The sequence below is a fragment of the Longispora urticae genome (genome assembly GCF_053902585.1).
Genome location: NZ_JAQZSH010000009.1, coordinates 19,960 through 31,801, shown reverse-complemented (window position 1 = coordinate 31,801; position 11,842 = coordinate 19,960). Strand labels below are relative to the sequence as shown.

13 protein-coding genes are annotated in these 11,842 nt (G+C 71.7%); 6 read left to right on the top strand and 7 right to left on the bottom strand.

Annotated elements, in window-relative coordinates; all coding sequences use genetic code 11:
• Positions 1-29: 29 nt before the first annotated feature.
• Complete coding sequence (gene trmB, locus PT931_RS04730; protein ID WP_456244461.1) at positions 30-707, bottom strand: tRNA (guanosine(46)-N7)-methyltransferase TrmB; 678 nt, start codon at positions 705-707, stop codon at positions 30-32.
• A gap of 31 nt (positions 708-738) precedes the next feature.
• Here trmB and PT931_RS04725 point away from each other — a divergent pair, with 31 nt between their 5' ends.
• A complete protein-coding gene (locus tag PT931_RS04725) occupies positions 739-1,338 on the top strand; it encodes a Pr6Pr family membrane protein (RefSeq protein WP_456244460.1) in 600 nt (199 codons plus the stop codon).
• A 173-nt stretch (positions 1,339-1,511) separates the two neighbouring features.
• On the opposite strand, the gene PT931_RS04720 is transcribed toward PT931_RS04725, so the two are convergent.
• Together PT931_RS04720 and PT931_RS04715 are read right to left on the bottom strand one after the other, a co-directional pair.
• Positions 1,512-2,663: a low temperature requirement protein A gene (locus PT931_RS04720; RefSeq protein WP_456244459.1), complete on the bottom strand. Its 1,152-nt coding sequence runs from the start codon at positions 2,661-2,663 to the stop codon at positions 1,512-1,514.
• 102 nt (positions 2,664-2,765) lie between these two features.
• A complete protein-coding gene (locus tag PT931_RS04715) occupies positions 2,766-3,557 on the bottom strand; it encodes an isocitrate lyase/PEP mutase family protein (protein ID WP_456244458.1) in 792 nt (263 codons plus the stop codon).
• Positions 3,558-3,746: 189 nt separating this feature from the next.
• Here PT931_RS04715 and PT931_RS04710 point away from each other — a divergent pair, with 189 nt between their 5' ends.
• The gene (locus PT931_RS04710) at positions 3,747-4,967 is read left to right on the top strand and encodes an MFS transporter (protein WP_456244457.1); all 1,221 of its coding nucleotides are present in this window, start codon (positions 3,747-3,749) and stop codon (positions 4,965-4,967) included.
• Positions 4,968-4,985: 18 nt separating this feature from the next.
• On the opposite strand, the gene PT931_RS04705 is transcribed toward PT931_RS04710, so the two are convergent.
• Positions 4,986-5,822: an intradiol ring-cleavage dioxygenase gene (locus PT931_RS04705; protein WP_456244456.1), complete on the bottom strand. Its 837-nt coding sequence runs from the start codon at positions 5,820-5,822 to the stop codon at positions 4,986-4,988.
• A 113-nt stretch (positions 5,823-5,935) separates the two neighbouring features.
• Here PT931_RS04705 and PT931_RS04700 point away from each other — a divergent pair, with 113 nt between their 5' ends.
• Positions 5,936-6,613 carry a helix-turn-helix domain-containing protein gene (locus PT931_RS04700; protein ID WP_456244455.1) on the top strand — a complete coding sequence of 226 codons (678 nt, stop codon included), beginning with the start codon at positions 5,936-5,938 and terminating at the stop codon, positions 6,611-6,613.
• A 55-nt stretch (positions 6,614-6,668) separates the two neighbouring features.
• Here the strand turns inward: PT931_RS04700 and PT931_RS04695 are convergent, their stop codons facing one another.
• Both PT931_RS04695 and PT931_RS04690 read right to left on the bottom strand, forming a co-directional pair.
• The gene (locus tag PT931_RS04695; protein ID WP_456244454.1) at positions 6,669-7,061 is read right to left on the bottom strand and encodes a VOC family protein; all 393 of its coding nucleotides are present in this window, start codon (positions 7,059-7,061) and stop codon (positions 6,669-6,671) included.
• Positions 7,062-7,127: 66 nt separating this feature from the next.
• Positions 7,128-7,343: a hypothetical protein gene (locus PT931_RS04690; RefSeq protein ID WP_456244453.1), complete on the bottom strand. Its 216-nt coding sequence runs from the start codon at positions 7,341-7,343 to the stop codon at positions 7,128-7,130.
• Between the two features lie 63 nt (positions 7,344-7,406).
• Between PT931_RS04690 and recQ the strand changes: the two genes are divergently transcribed.
• The 3 genes from recQ (at position 7,407) to PT931_RS04675 (ending at position 10,717) form a co-directional block, all read left to right on the top strand.
• Entirely contained in the window at positions 7,407-9,230 is a 1,824-nt protein-coding gene (gene recQ, locus PT931_RS04685; RefSeq protein ID WP_456244452.1) for a DNA helicase RecQ, read from the top strand.
• Positions 9,231-9,585: 355 nt separating this feature from the next.
• Entirely contained in the window at positions 9,586-10,059 is a 474-nt protein-coding gene (locus PT931_RS04680; protein WP_456244451.1) for a hypothetical protein, read from the top strand.
• Positions 10,060-10,189: 130 nt separating this feature from the next.
• Positions 10,190-10,717, top strand: coding sequence for an NADAR family protein (locus PT931_RS04675; protein WP_456244450.1), 528 nt, complete (start codon positions 10,190-10,192; stop codon positions 10,715-10,717).
• Between the two features lie 259 nt (positions 10,718-10,976).
• Here PT931_RS04675 and PT931_RS04670 read toward each other — a convergent pair whose 3' ends face one another.
• A complete protein-coding gene (locus PT931_RS04670) occupies positions 10,977-11,825 on the bottom strand; it encodes an alpha/beta hydrolase (protein ID WP_456244449.1) in 849 nt (282 codons plus the stop codon).
• Between the last annotated feature and the right edge of the window lie 17 nt (positions 11,826-11,842).

The window sequence follows — 11,842 nt, the reverse complement described above, 5'->3', positions numbered from 1 at the left end:
GGCCCGCCGCGAGGCGCCCCCGACGGTACTCACGTGGTGCGGTGGTAGACCAGGTCGAAGATCTTGCGACCCTGCTTGATCCCGCGCTTCTCGAAGTTCGTCAACGGCCGGTGCTCGGGCCTCGGCGCGAACCCGTCGTGCGCGTTGACCAGCCCCGGGTCGGCGGTCAGGGTGGCGAGCATCCCGTCCGCGTACTCCGCCCAGTCGGTCGCGCAGTGCAGCGTCCCGCCCGGCACCAGCCGGGACCGGAGCAGCGCCGTGTTCGCGGGCTGGATCAGCCGGCGCTTGTGGTGCTTGGCCTTGGGCCACGGGTCCGGGAAGTAGACGTGCACCGCGTCGAGGGTCGCCTCCGGCAGCGTGCGGACCAGGTCGAGGGCGTCGCCGTCGAAGATCCGGACGTTGGTGAGGCCGCGCTCCTCGACGAGGCGGAGCAGGTTCGCCACGCCCCGGAAGTGCACCTCCACGGCCAGGTAGTCGCGGTCGGGGTCGGCGGCGGCCATCGCGGCGGTCGCGTCACCCATCCCGGAGCCGATCTCCATGACGAGGGGCGCGGCGCGCTCGAAGGCGGCGGTCGCGGTCGCGAGGGTCACTCCGTAGACCGGCCAGAGGCGGGCGCTGGAGTCCTCGTGCAGGGCGCTCACCCGGCCGCGGCGCGGGTAGAACGTGCGGATGCTCGTGTCGGTGGTAGTCACAGTGGTTTCGAGCATACCCGGGCCAGGATTAGGGTGAAATGGTGTGATGAACCACTGGGTGCGCGCCTACCGTGTCATCGCCGCATTGTTGACCCTGGCCGCCGTGGGGTGGCAGCTCGGATATCTGCTGGACAACGTTCCCAACTATCGGATTTCCAACTTCTTCAGTTTCTTCACGATTCTGTCGAACCTTCTCACGGTCGTGACCCTACTGTTGTGCGCGCGTTTCGGCGCCCGGGGATTCGACCAGCTCAGGGGCGCCGTCACGCTGTACATGACGACGACCGGGATCGTGTACGCGACACTGTTGTCCGGCATCGAGGTGGACACCACCGTGCCATGGACGAACTTCGTGGTCCACCAGCTGATGCCCGTGGTGGTGCTCCTCGACTGGCTGCTCGACCCGCCGTACCGCCGACTGGAGTTCCGCAAGGTCCTCCTCTGGCTGATCCTCCCCCTCGTATACCTGGTGTACTCCCTGGTCAGAGGGCCGATCGTCGACTGGTACCCGTATCCGTTCCTCGACCCCCGGCGCGACGGCGGCTACGGCCGGGTCGCGATGACCTCGGCCGTGATCGCGGTCGGGATCTTCGGGCTCGCGATGGCCATCCGCTGGATGGGCCACGTGCTCCGCGAGCGGAAATGAATTGGCGAACGTGAAATCGCCTGGCACCATTGTGGATGTCGCGACAGCCATGTTGATGAAAAGCTGTAGGGCACCACGGGGGAATTCATTTGCCAAGTACGTTGGCTCAGTTTCGCGCGCCCAGGTGTGCCCTTTCCTGCACCACGGAGGAAAGAACAATGGGCATTTTCACCTTAGTCAGAGACGGAGTCTGGCTCCGCTAGACGCGCACCGCGTCGGCCGTCGAGCACCAGTACCGCGACCAGTGCTGCCAACAGCACAGCGATGACATGCACGGGGGCGCCGGTGAACGGGGTGGCCAGTACCAGGCCAGCCGTCACCGGCATCGCCGCCGCGATCGGGCCGCGCAGGTGGGGACAGACCTGAAGGAACCAGACGCTCAACAGGAACACGGCTACCGGTACGGCGGTCGCGAAACCGGCCACCGTCCCGGAGATGTGCGCCTTGTGCGCGTCGTAGTCGACCGAGACCGCGAGCCCGGCACCCACGCCGGCCGCGGAAGCCAGCACCAGGTAGTGGCCGTAGCCCCAGCGCAGGGCGGTGTTCAAGGACGTCAGTAGCGCGTGGGCGGGCCTGTCGAAGTAGATCCACCACATCGAGAACACGATGACCAGGCCGGCGCCGGCCAGTGTGAACAACCCGGCGCCGGCCTGCCCGCTGTCCAGGGCCGCCTGGATGGCCAGGGTCGCGGCGAGTACCGACTCGCCGAGCACGATCAGGGTGAACAGGCCGTACCGCTCCGCGATGTGGTGCGGGTGCCACGGGGTCGGGTTCCGCCGCTCCGCCCACGCGGGGACGGCCAGCTCGCAGACCACCAGGAACACGAACCCGAGCAGGAACACCCGCTCCGGCACCGCCAGCAGGAACACCCAGCCGATCTGGACGAGGAAGATCCCCAGGGCGTAGCGGAGCGCCACCGGGCGGTGCGTCGGGTCGCCGTGCGCCGCGCGCAGCCACTGGAAGATCATGGCGACCCGCATCAGGACGTACCCGAAGGTGACGACGCCGAAGTCCGTGGCGTCGAACGCGCGGGGTACGCCGGCCGCCACGATCAGGGCGCCGGCGATCTGGATGAGGGTGGTGACCCGGTACACCCCGTCGTCGGTGTCGTAGGCGGAGGCGAACCAGGTGAAGTTCATCCACGCCCACCAGATCGCGAAGAACACGGTCAGGTAGCTCAGGACGCCGTGGCCGATGTGGTTCTCCGCCAGCGCGTGGTGCAGCTTCGAGCCCGCCTGGGCGACGGCCACCACGAAGCACAGGTCGAAGAACAGCTCCAGCGGGGTCGCCGCCCGGTGCTGCTCGCGGGAACTGCGGGAGGTCATTCTGCGGTACCACAGGGGTGTCGTCTCGGCCACGCCACTGATCATCGCAGGCCGGCCCGGGTGCGAAGGGTGATCCACCGCATTCCGGGCCGGGAGGTCGGACTAGTCGCCCTTCGGCGGGCTCAGCAGGCCGTTGAGCCTGCCGTAGTCCTCCGCCTCGCCCAGCGCCGAGTAGCCGCCGGTCGTCAGGAACTCGGTCGCCGCCCGCCGGGCCAGCCCGTACGCGGACTGGGCGATCGAGGAGCCGAGGCTCGCCCGGGCCACCCCGAGCGCGGTCAGCTCGTCCACTGTGGGCGAACCGGGGCCGACGAGCACGTTCAGCGGGGCCGGGATGGCATTGACCAGGGCGGCGATCACCTCGGGATCCGCCACGCCGGGTACGAAGACGCCGTCCGCGCCGGCGGCCAGGTACGCCTGCGCGCGCCCGACCGTCTCCTCGAAGTCCGGGTTGCCGAACAGGTACGTGTCGATCCGGGCGTTCAGGAACAACGGGATCCCGGTGGCGTCGGCGGCCCGGCGGGCCACGGCGTACCGCTCGGCCTGCGGGGTGCCGCCGTCCTCCAGGTTGACCCCGACCGCGCCCGCCGCGATCACGCCCCGGATGGTGCCGGCCACGTCGCCGTACCCGCCCTCGATGTCGGCGGTGACCGGCACGCGCACGGCGGCGGCGATCCGGGCGACCAGGTCGAGGGCCCGGTCGGTGTCGAGGTGGTCCCCGTCGGCGAACCCGAGACTCCAGGCCACCCCGGCGCTGGTGGTGGCGACGGCAGGAGCGCCGGCGTCCTCGACGACGCGGGCGCTGGCGACGTCCCACGCGTTGGGCAGGGCGAGGACCCGGCCGGAGCGGTGCAGGGCGTGCAGCGCGCGGGCCTGGTCGAGTTGGCTGTTCGTCATACCGCCCAGTGGATCATACGTTCGAGGGCGGGGTCCGGCGGTATTCGGACCTGACCGGTGCGCCCGCGCGGACCGGGCCGGCCGCTCGCACGGGCCGTGCCGGGCAACCGCGCCGGTCAGCCCGGCCGTCCGCGCCCGGCGTACCCATATCCGGTTGTCGGGGTTGGTGATCGGCGACACAATCCGGCCGTGGACCTCTGGGGGAGCCGGGACTACCGGTGGTGGTGGCTCGGCAACCTGATCTCGACGGTCGGCACGGCGATGTCGCTGATCGCGTACCCGCTGCTCGTGTTCGCGGTGACCGGCTCGGCGCTCGGCGCGGGGATCGCGGCGGCCTGCGAGGTGCTGCCGTACGCGCTGCTCAGCCTGCCCGTCGGCGCCCTCGTGGACCGGCTGCCCCGCCGCGCGCTCCTGATCGGCGCCAGCCTGGTCAGCCTCGCCGCCACGGGCACGATCCCGGTCGCGCACGCGGCTGACCTGCTCACCCCGTACCTCATCTACGGGGTCGCCCTGGTCAACGGCTGCGCCGGCGTCGTCTTCAGCATCACCCAGGTGGCCGTGCTGCCCCGGATCGTCCGCGAGGACCAGCTCGGCCGGGCCGCCGGACAGTCCGAGGTCATCTGGAACCTCGCCTCGATCGTCGGCCCGCCGCTCGCCGGCCTGCTGATCACCCGGTCGGCCACCCTGCCCTTCGCCGTGGACGCGCTGTCCTTCGGCGTCGTCGCCGGCTGCGTGGCCCTGGTCCGGGCCCGGCTCGACGCGGACGCCCCGCCGGCACCGGTCGACTGGCGGGCCGACCTCACCCTCGGGGCCCGCCGGGTCGCCACCCACCGGCGGCTGCGGGCGCTCACCCTGATCACGGTCGCCGGGGACCTGCCGTTCGCGGGGATCGCGATCCTGATCACGCTGCTGGTCCGCCAGGACGGCGGGAGCCCGACCGGCGTCGGTGTGGTGTTCGCGATCGCGGCCACCGGAGGGGTACTCGGCGCGCTCGCCGCCCCCAGGATCGAGCGCCGGGTCGGCCTCGTCGCGGCGGTGGTCGTCCGGGGCTGGGCCACCGTGCTGCTGTTCCCGCTGCTCGCGCTGGGGCTCGCCCCGGTCTGGGTGGGGCTGGTCTGGGCCGGGCTGAGCGTGACCATCTCGATGATGAACGTGATCCAGATGCGGTACGTGCTCACCGGGATGCCCGAGGAGGAACTGGGCCGGATCCAGGCGTTCGTCACCCTGTTGTCGTACGCGGTGCTGCCCGTCGGCACGCTCGGCACCGGGGCGCTGGTCGCGTGGCTCGGCCCGCACGGCACGGTCCTGGTGTACACCGGCCTGATGCTGGTCCTCGCCCTGTACGGCACGGTGAGCCGGGACCTGCGGAGCACACCGGAGGAGTCGAGCCCGGTGGTCCCCGCGCTGTGACTCCGGGTCGGCCTTGGTTCAGACGCCCAGGGTCAGGGTCGCCGTGAAGCCCTCGGTGACGCCGCCGGTGACCGTCGCCAACTGGCTCTGGTAGCCGTCCCGGAACACCATGTCCGAGCCCAGCGACGTCTGCGCCAGGTTGCGGACGCTCGACGAGTAGCCGTCGGTGGCGTAGACCGCCTGGCAGGCCGCCGACGGCAACGCGAGCTGCGAGGTCACCAGCCGGCCCTTCGCCGTCGCCGCCGTCGCGAGGCTCGGGTAGACCTCGAAGTGGATGTGCGGCCACCGGCCCGAGTACGCCGCCGGGAAGATGCTGGTGAACGTCACCCCGCCCTGGGCGTCGGTCTCCTGCACGCCGCGCAGGTAGTTCTCGTTCGTGACCCCGTTGGAGTACATCGAGTACCGGCCCTCGCGGTCGCACTGCCACAGGTAGACGGCGGCCTTCGCGAGCGGGGCGCAGCTCTGTCGCAGACTGAGCCTGATGGTCAGCGGCACGCCCTGCGCCTTGCCCGACGCCCCGGCGAAGCTCGACCGGATGTCGGAGCGGACGATGCCCGCCTGGGTGAGGACGTTCGGGCCGTTGGAGCCGTCCCCGGGATAGGGGCCCGCGGTCTCCTCCGGGATCTTGCTCGCACAGGTGGTGGCGGCGCTCGTTGCCGCGCTCGGGGTGGCCGCTGCCGTGGTGGGCGCAGTGGAGGCCGTCGCCGTGGGCGTCTCCGTGGCCGTCGAGCAGCCGACCAGCGCGGCCATGCCGACCCCGCCCATCAGACCGAGCGCGAGCCTGCGGTCCACCAGCCGGCGGTCCACCAGCTTCGGCAGGTCCCCGGACAGGCCCCGGTCGTGGTCGTGCGTCATGGTCGTACCCCTTTTTTGGTGTCTTCTCCTTTCTAGTGAGCGCCCCGAGGTTGTGCGGGACCTTTCGGTTTCCTGTGCCGCGACTGTGAGACCCCACTGGAATACTTCGAGAGGTGTACCGGGAGCGAACGGCCGTCGGCGGGGTGCTGTGGACCCGCACCGTGCCCGCCGGCGGAGCCTCGTCCCGGATCCTCCCCGACGGCTCCCTCGACCTGATCTGGATCGACGGCACCCTGGTCGTCGCCGGCCCCGACACCACCGCGCACCTGGCCGTCGGCACCGGCGGCGCGCAGTTCGTCGGCCTGCGGTTCGCGCCCGGTACCGGCCCGACCGTCCTCGGCGTCCCCGCCGCCGAACTGCGCGACCGGCGCGTGCCCCTCGCGGACCTGTGGACCCCGGCCCGGGCCCGACGGCTCGCCGACCGGATCACCGGCGCGCCCGACCGGGGCCTCGCCCTGGAGTCCGTGGTCGCCGACCTGCTCGCCGACACCGGACCGCCCGACCCGCTGCTCGCGGCCGTCGCGGAACGGTTGCGCGCCGGGAACAGGGTGCTCGACACGGCCGTCGCGGTCGGGCTCAGCGAACGGCAGCTGCACCGCCGCAGCCTGGCCGGATACGGGTACGGGGCCAAGACGCTCGCCCGGGTGTTCCGCCTGGACCGCGCGCTGGGGCTGGCCCGGGCGGGTCGGGCGTTCGCGGAGGTGGCCGCCACGGCGGGGTACGCGGACCAGGCGCACCTGTCGCGGGAGGTGCGGGCGTTGACCGGGGTGACGCTGGGGGAACTGGTGTGAGCCCGCCGGCACGCGGTCGGTGTGGCCCGGGGTCGGTGTGGCCCGGTGCGGCGGATCAGCCCAGCGCGGCGAACAGGTCCACGGCGTTGCCGTCCGGGTCGAGGACGACCGCGTAGCGCTGCCCCCAGAACGCGTCCCACGGCTCCTTGTGGCTGCGGTACCCGTCGGCGACCAGGTCCGCGTGCGCTTTGTCGACCTCCGCCGGGGTCGCGCACAGGAACGCCAGGGCGATCCGGTGCCCACCGGTCGGCGCGGTCCACTCCGGGTCGAACGACCGGACCACGTCCACGGTGTCCCAGCCCAGCCGGAGCCCGCCCGGCAGCGTGTACTCCACGTGCGGCTCGGCGTCCGCCTCCGGTGGCAGGTCCAGGCCGAGGCGGCGGTAGAACGCGAGCGTGGCGGCCATGTCGGCGACCACGAGGCCGACCATGTTGAGCTGCGGTGTCATCCGGCCACGGTACGGCCGCCGACCCGCTTCGGTCTTGAACAAAACAGACCTGCCGTTGTGCACTTCCTACTTGCGCCGCTTCCTGCTAATCGACACCCCGATGAAGACCCCGGCGACGACCAGCAGGACCACCAACAGGCAGCACACCAGCCCCACACCACGGAGCGCGCCCATCCCCTTGCGGGCTTCCTCCAGGTCAGAGGCCCAGGCCGGCCCCGCAGCCAGCGCTCCGACGAACACGCCGCCGACGACGGCGACACCCGACCTCATACGCGACATCATGCCGCCCATGCTAGTGCCGAAACGCCCGTTGGCGGCGGAAACGGGCCACCGTAGAATCGACGAATGGCTGCCACCAGTACCCGAGAAGACGCTCTGAAGGTCCTGCACCGGGTCTTCGGCTACGACGCCTTCCGGGGCAACCAGCAGGCGATCATCGACCAGGTGGTGGCCGGCGGCGACGCGCTCGTCCTCATGCCGACCGGTGGCGGCAAGTCCCTCTGCTACCAGATCCCCGCGCTCGTCCGCGAAGGCGTCGGCGTCGTCATCTCGCCGCTGATCGCCCTCATGCAGGACCAGGTCGACGCGCTCACCGCGCTCGGCGTGCGCGCCGGGTTCCTCAACTCCACCCAGGACGCCGAGTCCCGCCGCCGGGTCGAGAAGGACTTCCTCGCCGGCGAGCTCGACCTGCTCTACCTGGCCCCCGAGCGGCTCCGGGTCGACACCACGGTCCAACTCCTCGACCGGGGAAAGATCTCGCTGTTCGCCATCGACGAGGCGCACTGTGTCGCCCAGTGGGGCCACGACTTCCGCCCCGACTACCTCGCGCTGTCCATGCTGCACGAGCGCTGGCCCGACGTGCCCCGGATCGCCCTCACCGCCACCGCCACCGAGGCCACCCACGCCGAGATCGCGACCCGGCTGAACCTGCGCGACGCCCGGCACTTCGTGGCGAGCTTCGACCGCCCCAACATCCAGTACCGGATCGCGCCCAAGAACGACCCGAAGAAGCAGCTCCTCGACCTGCTGCGCGCCGAGCACCCCGGCGACGCCGGCATCGTCTACTGCCTGTCCCGCGCCTCCGTCGAGAAGACCGCCGAGTTCCTGGTCGCCAACGGCATCCCGGCCCTGCCGTACCACGCCGGCCTCGACTCCCGGATCCGCGCCGCCAACCAGTCCCGCTTCCTCCGCGAGGACGGCCTGGTCATGGTCGCCACCATCGCCTTCGGCATGGGCATCGACAAACCCGACGTCCGCTTCGTCGCCCACCTCGACCTGCCCAAATCCGTCGAGGGGTACTACCAGGAGACCGGCCGCGCCGGCCGCGACGGCCTACCCTCCACGGCCTGGCTCGCCTACGGGCTCCAGGACGTCGTCCAGCAGCGGAAGATGATCGAGACCTCCGAGGGCGACGCCGCCCACCGCCGGCGCCTCGGCACCCACCTCGACGCGATGCTCGCCCTGTGCGAGACGGTCCAGTGCCGCCGCGTCCAGCTCCTCGCCTACTTCGGCCAGCAGAGCGACCCCTGCGGCAACTGCGACACCTGCCTCAACCCGCCCGAGTCCTGGGACGGCACCGTGCCCGCCCAGAAACTCCTCTCCACCGTCTACCGGCTCCGCAACGAGCGCAACCAGAAGTTCGGCGCCGGCCAGTCCATCGACATCCTGCTCGGCAAGCGCACCGACAAGGTCGTCCAACACGACCACGACTCCCTCAAGGTCTTCGGCATCGGCACCGAGCTCAAGGACACCGAGTGGCGCGGCGTCGTCCGCCAGCTCCTCGCCCAGAGCCTGCTCGCCGTCGAGGGCGACTACGGCACCCTGGTCCTCACCGAGTCCAGCGACGACGTCCTCAAGTCCCGCCGCCCCGTCATGCTCCGCCGCGAACCCGAACGCGCCTCCCGCTCGTCCAAGTCCGCCAAGTCTGCGGCCGCCGTCGTCGACTTGGCCCCCGAGGCGGTGCCCGTGTTCGAGGCGCTCCGGGCGTGGCGGGCGGCGCAGGCCAAGGAACAGGGCGTCCCGGCGTACGTCATCTTCCACGACGCCACCCTCCGCCAGATCGCCACGGAGCAGCCGACCTCCCTGGCGGCCCTCGGCACGATCAGCGGCGTGGGCGAAAACAAACTGGCCAAATACGGCCAGGGCATCCTGGAAACCCTCGCCTCCTGACCACCACCAGCGACTCGCTCCGGTCGTTGCCCGCCGGGGCCGGGGCCGGGGCCGGGGCTGGGGCTGGGGCTGGGGCTGGGGCTGGGGCTGGGGCTGGGGCTGGGGCCGGGGCCGAGCCGAGCCGAGCCGAGCCGGGACTGGGCTGCGTGTGGGTCGGTGGGGATCTGGTTGGAGCCGGCCGATGGGCCAGACCTTGTCAGGGTGATGGGGGTGGGCGTCGCACGGTGCCGGGCTGCCGCGCTGTGCCGGATGGGTTCGGTCAGGGTGGCGGGCGCACCAGATCCACAGTGGATGCCCGATGCGGTCGGGCACAATCCGGTTGCCGGGCACCGGTCGGTACCGCAGGATCGGCGGCATGGAGACGGTCACGCAGTGGGTCCGCACGTCCTGGACCAAGGCATCCCGGGGTGGGCCCGCGGCCACCCGCCGAAACGCCACCCCGCCCGGCTACCCACTGCCGCTGACGACCGCCCCACTCCTGCACGACGTGACCCTGAACGAACGCGACGACTTCACGCCGGCCTTCGAACACCGCCATGCCGCACCGACGACCCTGGTCGGCCTGCGAATCAGAGAGCGGAACGGTCTGCTGGACATCCGGTTCGACGGAGCCACGCCGGGCATGCCGCACCGCGTGTGGCGACCGGGCCCCGTCCTGCTGGCCCCGGGAGAATGGCTCCGCTGGCGGATCAACTACCGCTTCTCCCACTGCTGCGGCGGTTGGAGCTACCGGGCCGACACCCTGAACCTCGCCCACGGTCCAGTCCCCGTCGACACCTTCCTCGGCGACCCGACCCGCCAGGTGGACGAACGCGCCCACCTGTACTGACCGCGGTCCACGACCGCCGACCTCGAACCCAGGACACCACCTGGGCCCACGGACCACCCTCGCCTGCCGGAGACCACCTCCACCTGGAACTCATTGGTCCCAAGCGCCACCCTCTGGCACGCTGACCCGCATGGCTGCGAAGTATCTGCTCTTCTGGGGACACCGCCCCCAGCCCGACGGCAGCGTCGGCCCCGGCTGCCTCAGCCAGTGGTGGCCGGCCCCGTTCACCGTCGACGGCGTCCGCTACGGCACCGCCGAACACTTCATGATGGCCGGCAAGGCCCGACTGTTCGGCGACACCGAGACCGCCGCCCGGATCCTCGACGCGGGCGGCCCCGGCGCGGTCAAGGCACTCGGCCGGCAGGTACGCGGCTTCGACCAGGCGACCTGGGAGGCGCACCGCCTGGAGATCGTGGTGGCGGGCAACGTGGCCAAGTTCGGGCAGAACCCGGACCTGAAAACCTATCTCCTGGGTACGCGCAACCGCGTCCTCGTCGAGGCCAGCCCCCTGGACCGGATCTGGGGCATCGGCCTGGCCGCCGACGATCCCGGCGCGGCCGACCCGGCCCGGTGGCGCGGGCTCAACCTGCTGGGCGTCGCCCTGATGTCGGCCCGCGACCAGCTCGCCGCCGAGGACGACCGCGCGCCGTCCAGCTAACGGGGCACGGAAGCCAGGCTGGACACCGCCGCCTGATGGGACTGCCGCCCCGGCATGCCCGGCCCTGGCACGCCCTGGCCCGGGCACGTCCCAGTCCGGGCAAGTCCTGGCCCGAACAGGCCCGGCCCCAATGGCCCCCGGCCCCGGCAGGCCCCGCCGCGCCCGGTCCATGGCGCCCCAGCCCCCAGCCGCCACCCGGTGCGCGCCCGGCACGCCTGTGCGAGCCGGCCGGGCGCCCCCGGTACCCACATGATGGGTTTTATGTGGACAGCTTGGCGAGGAGCTCCGCGGTCAGGGTCGGGCGGACCAGGATCGCCGCGTGGCTCACGTCGAGGGAGTGCACGTCGAACGGGTTGCCCGGCGTCAGCGCGTCGGCCTCCCGGATGAACCGGTCCTGGAGCCGCACCGGAATGGACCGGTCGCCGGTCAGCCGGACATAGGTGCGCGGGATCCGGCCCCAGGTGGCGGCCTGGGCGCGGTCGTCGGGGCCGCCGGCGTCCAGGTTCTCGTCGGGTTCGAGGGTGTTGAGGTAGCCGAAGAACTCGCTGTCGGTACCGTCGGCGAGGAGCGCCTCCCGCAGCGTCGCGAGCAGCGCCGGATCGGCCGTCCGCCAGTTGAACCGCAGCGCGCCGAGCTCCATCGGATTGGCCGCGAGCAGGCCGCCCAGCTCGTTGAGCGCGCTGGTCGAGTTCTCCGGCTCGGCCATGTACTCACCGGGCGTGAGGTCCACGCAGCACCACGCCGAGATGTACACGATCCGCTGGATCAGCTCGGGCACCGCGTTGCCCACCCCCGTGACCGTCAGCCCGCCCCGGCTGTGCCCGACGAGAATGACCGGCCCGTGCTCGGCGGCCCGCCGCACCACGTCCACGACGTGCGCGACGTTGTCCGCCAACGTGACCCCCGCGATCCCGGCCGGCGCGGCGGCGAACGCGGCCGGATCCTGCGGCGCCTGGTACGCGGCCGGGAACGTCGCCCCGAACCCGTGGCCCGGCAGGTCGACGGCCAGCGACCGGTGACCGAGGAGGGCGAGTTCGCGCTGGGTGGGGGCCCAGGTGAAGGAGTTGCTGCTGGCGCCGTGGACGAAAACGTAGGTGGGAGTTGTCATGCCGCCAGCTTTACATG

What these genes read in the sequence shown, in the direction of transcription:
- trmB (WP_456244461.1), bottom strand. Translation starts at nt 707, where the DNA reads ATGCTCGAAACCACTGTGACTACCACCGACACGAGCATCCGCACGTTC.
- PT931_RS04725 (WP_456244460.1), top strand. Translation starts at nt 739, where the DNA reads ATGAACCACTGGGTGCGCGCCTACCGTGTCATCGCCGCATTGTTGACC.
- PT931_RS04720 (WP_456244459.1), bottom strand. Translation starts at nt 2,663, where the DNA reads ATGACCTCCCGCAGTTCCCGCGAGCAGCACCGGGCGGCGACCCCGCTG.
- PT931_RS04715 (WP_456244458.1), bottom strand. Translation starts at nt 3,557, where the DNA reads ATGACGAACAGCCAACTCGACCAGGCCCGCGCGCTGCACGCCCTGCAC.
- PT931_RS04705 (WP_456244456.1), bottom strand. Translation starts at nt 5,822, where the DNA reads ATGACGCACGACCACGACCGGGGCCTGTCCGGGGACCTGCCGAAGCTG.
- PT931_RS04695 (WP_456244454.1), bottom strand. Translation starts at nt 7,061, where the DNA reads ATGACACCGCAGCTCAACATGGTCGGCCTCGTGGTCGCCGACATGGCC.
- PT931_RS04690 (WP_456244453.1), bottom strand. Translation starts at nt 7,343, where the DNA reads ATGATGTCGCGTATGAGGTCGGGTGTCGCCGTCGTCGGCGGCGTGTTC.
- recQ (WP_456244452.1), top strand. Translation starts at nt 7,407, where the DNA reads ATGGCTGCCACCAGTACCCGAGAAGACGCTCTGAAGGTCCTGCACCGG.
- PT931_RS04680 (WP_456244451.1), top strand. Translation starts at nt 9,586, where the DNA reads ATGGAGACGGTCACGCAGTGGGTCCGCACGTCCTGGACCAAGGCATCC.
- PT931_RS04675 (WP_456244450.1), top strand. Translation starts at nt 10,190, where the DNA reads ATGGCTGCGAAGTATCTGCTCTTCTGGGGACACCGCCCCCAGCCCGAC.
- PT931_RS04670 (WP_456244449.1), bottom strand. Translation starts at nt 11,825, where the DNA reads ATGACAACTCCCACCTACGTTTTCGTCCACGGCGCCAGCAGCAACTCC.